Genomic DNA, 7370 nt, shown 5'->3' with positions numbered 1-7370 from the left:
TCAAAATCCATCCAGGTAATGGCGGCGTCGGGACATTCGGCCCGGGCATCGCGAAGCGTGACCATTTCGCAAAGCCATCCTAGAGCTGCGGTTTGAGCAAGCGACAGATTTTCTCTCTTCTCCAAAGCCTCACCACAATGTTGCTCAAGCCGGTATAGTCTGATGTCCGCCAGCGCGGCCGCCTCCTGCTTCGACGCGTCGCCCGCCAATATCGTTTGCAGATAGCGTTCGAGAGAAGCGAACAGAAAAAGCGCATTGCCTGCTTCGGCCAACAGGGAGCGGGCCAGGGGACTGACAAAACTGCTCGCCTTGATCATCACTCGCTGGTCGGTGTGAAACACACGGGAAAGCCAGCCTTCCACCTGACCGAGCCGTTCGGCCTGCTCGTCGAGGGTCCAGCCAACATCAGCTGCATTGTTTACATGAACGTCGGCAAGCTGCCGCAATATTGCCGGTTCTCGCAGCGCCAATATACTGTCCAATTCTCCCAAAAGCCGCGAAATCAGGGTTGATCCAACATGACCGACGTGGAAAATATATTGCGGCTTGGGCAGGGCTGGCAGAGCCACGGATACGATATCCGCCCAGGAAACGATTTGTCGCTGCAGATCGGGAGTGAAAAGGCGCTGATCGAGGAAACTGGCGTCTTGGAAGGCAGCCTCGCTCATCGTCGACAGCAGGACCTGATCCTTTTGCAGATCAGCCAGATGCGGAAAAAGCGACGCATCTTTCGCAAAGATGGACTGCCATTCGTTGTTCAAGCCAGCCTCCAAAGAAAAAGCCCGGATCTGGTGAACCGTCTTGCGACGCTCCGGACCCGGGCTTTCAATATCAAAGTCAGAATGGGACTATTCCTTGGTTTCGGTGTCGTCCTGCTCTTCTGTTTCGGTGGTTTCCGCGGTTTCAGAAGCCGCTTCCTCAGCTGTTTCACCGGTTTCTTCGCCGGCGTCTTCACCCTGTTCTTCGCTGTCAGCAGCAAGGGCGTTCGCAGCCAGTTCGGCCTGATCATCGTCAAACATCTGGGCAATCACATCGACGCCGTCCTTTTGAAGATCGGCTTCGTCGTCCGAACGGGCGACATTGGCCTGGATCGTAACATTGACTTCCGGGTGGAGGCGAACGCGGACATCGAAAACACCGAGCGTCTTGATCGGTTTTTCCAGGATGACCATGCTCTTTTCGACCGCAGCGCCGTCAGCGTTCAGGGCTTCGACAATGTCGCGCACGGATACGGAGCCGTAAAGCTGGCCGCTGGCAGACGACGCGCGGATCAATATGATCTGCTTGCCTTCGATGCCGCCGGATGCCGCTTCGGCTTCCTTGCGCTTGGTTTCATTGTCAGCTTCTATCTGCTGGCGATTGGCTTCAAAGACCTTCTTGTTCGCCGCATTGGCGCGAAGGGCCTTCTTGTTGGGCAGCAGAAAATTGCGGGCATAGCCGTTTTTGACGGTGACGATGTCGCCAATGCTTCCCAGTTTCTCTACGCGTTCAAGCAAAATAATATCCATCGTTTCGCTCCTATTTCACGAGGTAAGGCAGGAGGCCGAGATGGCGGGCGCGTTTGATAGCTTTGGAAAGCTCGCGTTGCTTCTTGGCGGAAACTGCGGTGATACGACTTGGTACGATCTTGCCGCGTTCGGAAATGAATCCCTGCAGCGTCTTCACGTCTTTATAGTCGATAGGTTGGGCGTTTTTGCCGGAAAAGGGACAGCTTTTGCGGCGACGGAAAAATGGACGTCCCATATCTTAACTCCTTCTCTGGCTTAATTATTATCGAAATCGCGACGCGGTTTGCGGTCGCGGTCGGGTTTGCGCATCATCACGGACGGGCCTTCTTCATGCTCGTCGACGCGGATGGTCAGGAAACGGATTACATCTTCGTTGATCCGGGTCTGGCGTTCGAGTTCCAGGACAACACTGCCCGGAGCGTCAAGACGCAGCATGACATAATGTGCCTTGCGGTTCTTCTGGATCTTGTAGGCGAGCGTACGCAGGCCCCAGGTTTCGGTCAGAACGACCTTGCCTTCATTCGATTCTACAATTTTGGTGGCTTCCTGCGCAAGGGTATCAACCTGAGACTGGCTCAGATCCTGCCGCGCAAGGAAGACATGCTCATACATTGGCATGCAATCATTCCTTCATTTACCGCCGATCGCTGACGCCGCACCATGCGAACGCCCCTCCGGCTTTCTTCGTTTTCCGGGTGATTCGGACAGGCCGGATCACGCGGAAGCGGCGCCTATGGCTGAATTGGTGAGGGAATGCAAGGGGGTGTCACGGGCAGGGGAGCGACTTATCGGGATTGCTGGAAAGAGCCGATTTTCCGGATGAAACGACGGTCCCAGCTTTGTGGAACAAATAGGGCGCTCTCCGAACCGAAAGCGCCCTTCAGAATGGAAGTCTTGCGATCGGGTCGCAATTATCGCAAGTCCTCCACCGAAACCCACCCTTTTGTACCGTAATTGTCGCTAACCTCTACGAACAGGCCCGCTTTGCTGCCGGTCGGCGTCAGTTCCGTTTCAGCTCGCAATGCGCGAACCATTTCGGCATTCTTGTCCGCGCTGGCATAGAGGTTTGTATCAATCGCGACGGTATATGTCGGGCTTGCCTGTGGCGCTGGAGCCGTCGTCTGAACCGCTGATAGCGCGCCAGCCTGGGAAACAACGCTATTATAAGCGATGATGAATGCCTCGGTCAGCATCTTGCCGTTTTTCGATTCCGCATATCCCGCTGTGTTGGCGCCAGCCACCCAGGGCGTGCCGCCGGCGAACGACAAGGTTGATTTTTTCACTTCTCCGGTCCCGGCAATTATCGTCTGTCCGTTGATAGGGCTGACTACACGAATACCGGCGGCCACGACCTTCTTTTTTCCGCCGAGTCCGCCGAACATGCCCATAAGCGCGCCTGCACCCGGCACTCGACCCAGAATCTGCCCAGCGGCGCCGGAGCGGACGAAAGCGTCTGTCGCGAGACCTTTTGCTGCCTGAATGCCCTGATCGACTTCTTCCTTGTCACCGGCGATGACATTGACGAGAAAGTCCGCAGGTGTTGCGCTCGCGGCGTTGTGGATCGCGAAACATCCGGATTGCCGCACAATGGCAGTCACCAGTTCGCGTGGGCTGCCAAGTCCGAATTTGCTCCAGCCCTGTGTGTCGCCTTCGACCACCGCAATTGTACCATGGCTGCTATCGCACTGGGCGAGTTCAACCGCTCCCTGTTTCGCTGCCTGAGCTGGTGAGCCGAAAGCAAGCATTGTCGCAAAGGTGATCGCTGATGTTGAGATGAATTGTGACTTGGTCATGATATTCTGGTTCCCTGTGCTGATAAGCCGTTTTCATTCAGAAAATTTGGTTCCGCAATCGAGGAACCGTAAGGCTGTTTATGCGTGGGAAAAAAGGACGGCTCATCCTTCAAATGAATGAGAGCCGGGAATAATCATGATCTTTCTGAGGCAGCACCCGCGCCAGTCAGATTGATTGTCGCTGGGGCGGGAAGCCTAGCAGTCCAGCGTTTCGTCGCTTTGACCAAGCGCTATATTGGCGAGTAATCCGACCAGTTCGGCCTGACGACTACAGCCAGTTTTTGCAAGGATACTGCTGAGCTGTGATCGCACTGTGGTGATAGAGACCCCGCCGGTCTCCGCGATCTCCGAGAGCGTTCGGCCTTGTACCAATTCTTTTGCGACGCGCGTTTCGGCGATGGTCATATCAAAAAGGCTTCGCATCAATTCTGTCGAAGGCGCCCGCGTCTGATCTAACGGAGTTAAGAATAGCAGCGCGTAGCTATTAGCAAAAATATCATGCGCGGCGAGCTTTATCGGCATGACGTGGCCGACATGGGCTGCATTGCCATCCTTGTTGCGGATCGGAAAAGATAGGCTGTCGGTTGCGGAAACTCCATCGAGTCTTTCCAGTGCGCCAGTCAAAAAGGCGTTTGCTCGGCGATCTGCAAAAACCACACGTCCGGCCGGTTCGTTAAATCTGACAAGATCGGTGACAGATTCCGCCCGGTCATTGGCTTCGACAAACTTCCCCTGTGCATCGAGGAGCAACGCCGGAAGTCCGAATCTGGACAGAGTCTCTCCGGCACCCTGCGCCCGTTGGAGACCGAGTCTTGCCGAAACAAACGCGCTCCGCAACAGATGAGGCCGCAGCTCGTTGAGGCGATCGACGTGATTGCGCTCGATCGGACCTTGTTTCAGCTGACGTTCGATGCTGAAAACGATATTGTCTCCTGTCGGCATTTGTAAAAGAGTGCCGGCCGACCAGCCGAGTCCGCGAGGATGGAAAAAATCCCGGTAAAACGGGTTGTTGGCCAGTTCTTCTTCGTTCCAGAAATCCTGCTCGACAAAAAATGTTGGCTCGGATCTTTCCATCATGCACATTCGGCGTGGACATTTGCCTAGCCAGCCGTCTTCGACGTAAGTTTCAAACGCTTCGAACACATTTGCCGACGCGGTCCAGTTCACCGCTTTGCGGACCGAGAACAACATGCCGCCGATCGAATCGGTAATCAAAGCCAGTTCGTCCAGAACGTCGGGCCAGAGTTCCGGAACAACCGAACATTCGTAAATACGGTCAATCAGCTGTTCCTGCACTGGCTGCCTCCTTTACTTCCCTTGATCAGACGTTCTCCATGCAAGCTAACAATATTAAAGGGAAATTCTACCTTTTTGTACCGAGAAACCCGAACATTTCGCCGCCAATCTTTCGCATCTGGATTTCCTCCGTACCTTCGGTAATCCGGTAGCGCCGGTGATGGCGGTAGATATGCTCGAACGGCGTGTGGCGGGAATAGCCCATGCCGCCGTGGACCTGCATCGCGCGGTCGGCGGCGTCGCAGCACAGGCGGTTCGCGCGATAGTTGCACATGCTGACCTGGGCGGAAAGATATTTGGCGACGTCCGGTTTGGGCATGGTGTCCATCTTGGCTGCAGTCGCGTAAATCAGCTGGCGGAGCATTGCCGCTTCGGTATGCAGTTCGACCAGCGGGAACTGGATCCCCTGATTGACGGATAGTGGTTTGCCGAACGGTTTGCGTTCGCCGGCATATTTCACCGATTCATCGATGCAATATTGCGCAGCGCCTAGCGATGACGCCGCCTGGCGGATGCGGTTCTCATGGACAAAATGCTGTGCGCAGGCGAGGCCCATATCGAGATCGCCGAGTACCGCATCGGCAGGGATCCAGACATTGGTGTAAGAGCATTTCGGATGATCGGTGGGCATGTTGAGCGTCCACATATACTCGCCGACCTTGAAGCCTTTGGCGTCCACCGGTACGATGAAGCAGCCGATCCCTTTTGCGTCGCCATCCTTGCCGCTGTGCCGGGCAAAGGTCATCACATGGGACGCTTTGTGCAGGCCGGTGGTCCACATCTTGTTGCCGTTGATCAGCCAGCCATCGACCCCGTCACGGGATTCACGGACAGCGGTCGTGTCCATCCATGTCGCATCCGAGCCATGATGTTCTTCCGTCAGCCCGAAACACCAGCCCATTTTGCCCGCCAGCATCCCGGGAATATAATCGCGTTTTTGTTGCTCGCTGCCAAAATCACGCAGCATGAGCGGCTGCACCAGATTACCGACGATGGAATTCTCGTTCTGCAGGTCATTGTGCAGCCCCAAACCTTTGTGTGCGAGATGTTCGCGGATCCGGGCCATGCCAAGGTTGGTTCCGTTCCGGCCGCCAAACTCCTCTGGCAAAGCATAGCGATAATGGCCGGCCTTGTCGGCGACCTGCCGCATCTCGCCCAGCAATTCCTCCCATTCCTCGGTCGGCAGTCCCTGGTTGTCCCAATTGGTCCGCGCGTCTTCGCGCCGGTGATCGAAGAAGCGGATATTGTCGTCGCGCCTTTCGATCGGTTTGATCTCACGCTCGATAAAGTCGTCAAGCACGTCCAGATAATCTTCAATCTCTTGCGGGATTTCGAAAGTGGTCATGACGGACTCCATTTGTTGAGCGCGACTGTCAGGCCGGCATATTTGGGTTGATCGATGGACAGGCGTTCGAGGGCGGAAAGCCGCAGGTGGTTCCAGACCGCGGGGGAAGTGATCGCGATATCCCCGTTTGAAAGTCCGGCGCACAGCTGTCCGTGATCATAACCGATGGCGGCCAGCCGGCCTTCGGCGGCATCGTGGAAGCCGGGTCCCCATTCTGCCTGCCGCCGGGCGATTCCAAGCGCGTTGCCGGCGACGCGCGACTGGAATTTGTCATGTCCCTGCAGGCCGGGTTGCACGTGGTCTGAGTTCCATTCTTCCAGTGCAGTCAGAAGCTCGCCATAGCTCGATTCGCCGGTTACCGTTTTTGCATCGGGCACCGTCCAATCGAGCGGGGTACAGAGTTGATCGGGCAGTATTTCCTCGAGCAACAGGGAGAGATCGATTTCAACCTCGGACACGCGGCGGCCAATCACCGTGCGTTCCAGCGAGCGGTCTCCGTGGCTGCGCCAGATCTGTCCCATCACCATGCAGGCCACGCCCCACCACAGGGTCGAATAGATCAGCCAGAAGCGAAAACGGCTGGTATCAACCTCTGTTCCGCTTGCTTCGGCATAAGCCTGCAACAGCGATTCAGCACTGTCGAAGCCGCCTGCCACTTTTTCATAATGACCGAATCTCCAGCTCGGCGTGCACAAATAAGCCAGATCCTGCACCGGATCGCCGAGCCGGACCAGTTCCCAGTCAAGCACTGCTGACAGCCCGTTGTGGTCGATCATCAGATTGCCCATCCGAAAATCGCCGTGCACCAGATATTTGGCGGTCGCATCCGGCGCATTCTGGTTCAGCCAGTGGAAGGCATATTCATAGATCGGGATCTGGCCGCCAATCTCGTCATATTTGTCTTTCTGCAGCCGAATCAGTTCTGCGGGCGAGAAATATTCCAGCGAAGCGGGCAAGGCCTCCACCGGTATCTGGTGAATGGCTGCGAGTTCACCAGCGCATTGTTCGGTCAGGTTTTTTACAGCTACGGCAAAGTCCGGATTGCCGAGAATTTTATGGGGCAGGGTTTCACCCTCCGCCTTGGTCATGATGAAGCCTTCGCCCAGGCCATGTTCAGGGCGAAGCCTGCCGCGAACCTGCGGTGCGGTCACACCGGCAGAGCAAGCCAGTTCGATAACATCGGCCTGAGTGGCAAGCGGAACCCCGCGCAATCCGTCATCATCAGAGGAAAGGCCGTCGGGCAGGCGGCGCAGGACAAACTCCTCTTCGCCATAGGAAAAGCCCCAGCTTTCCATGCTGGCACCACCTGACAGTCGCCGCAATTGGCCTAGTTGGCCACCTGCACCAAAAGCTTCGGTGCAATAGTCTGTCAGCTTTTTCTGGAAGTTCTCTCCCTGCATATAAACGGCTTAATCACGCGATTAAAAT

7 protein-coding genes and 1 pseudogene are annotated in these 7370 nt (G+C 56.0%); all 8 read right to left on the bottom strand.

Annotated elements, in window-relative coordinates:
• Positions 1–761, bottom strand: a pseudogene (locus WBM93_RS00465) (hypothetical protein); the annotation flags it as partial.
• Between the two features lie 87 nt (positions 762–848).
• Entirely contained in the window at positions 849–1508 is a 660-nt protein-coding gene (rplI, locus tag WBM93_RS00460; protein ID WP_424427067.1) for a 50S ribosomal protein L9, read from the bottom strand.
• 10 nt (positions 1509–1518) lie between these two features.
• Positions 1519–1743 carry a 30S ribosomal protein S18 gene (rpsR, locus tag WBM93_RS00455; RefSeq protein ID WP_424427065.1) on the bottom strand — a complete coding sequence of 75 codons (225 nt, stop codon included), beginning with the start codon at positions 1741–1743 and terminating at the stop codon, positions 1519–1521.
• A 20-nt stretch (positions 1744–1763) separates the two neighbouring features.
• Positions 1764–2126: a 30S ribosomal protein S6 gene (gene rpsF / locus WBM93_RS00450; protein WP_424427063.1), complete on the bottom strand. Its 363-nt coding sequence runs from the start codon at positions 2124–2126 to the stop codon at positions 1764–1766.
• A gap of 293 nt (positions 2127–2419) precedes the next feature.
• Positions 2420–3301: an SH3 domain-containing protein gene (locus tag WBM93_RS00445; protein ID WP_424427061.1), complete on the bottom strand. Its 882-nt coding sequence runs from the start codon at positions 3299–3301 to the stop codon at positions 2420–2422.
• Between the two features lie 195 nt (positions 3302–3496).
• Positions 3497–4597, bottom strand: coding sequence for a helix-turn-helix transcriptional regulator (locus WBM93_RS00440; protein WP_424427059.1), 1101 nt, complete (start codon positions 4595–4597; stop codon positions 3497–3499).
• A 67-nt stretch (positions 4598–4664) separates the two neighbouring features.
• Complete coding sequence (locus tag WBM93_RS00435) at positions 4665–5942, bottom strand: acyl-CoA dehydrogenase family protein (RefSeq protein ID WP_424427057.1); 1278 nt, start codon at positions 5940–5942, stop codon at positions 4665–4667.
• On the bottom strand, positions 5939–7342 hold the full coding sequence (locus WBM93_RS00430) for a phosphotransferase family protein (protein ID WP_424427055.1): 1404 nt from the start codon (positions 7340–7342) through the stop codon (positions 5939–5941). The genes WBM93_RS00435 and WBM93_RS00430 overlap by 4 nt, the downstream gene beginning before the upstream one ends.
• Positions 7343–7370: the final 28 nt, after the last annotated feature.

Origin of the sequence: Parasphingorhabdus sp. (genome assembly GCF_049667325.1) — a bacterium.
Taxonomy (GTDB): domain Bacteria; phylum Pseudomonadota; class Alphaproteobacteria; order Sphingomonadales; family Sphingomonadaceae; genus Parasphingorhabdus.
Note: the sequence above shows the minus strand (reverse complement) of the source record. Positions and strands in the feature narration are given on the sequence as shown.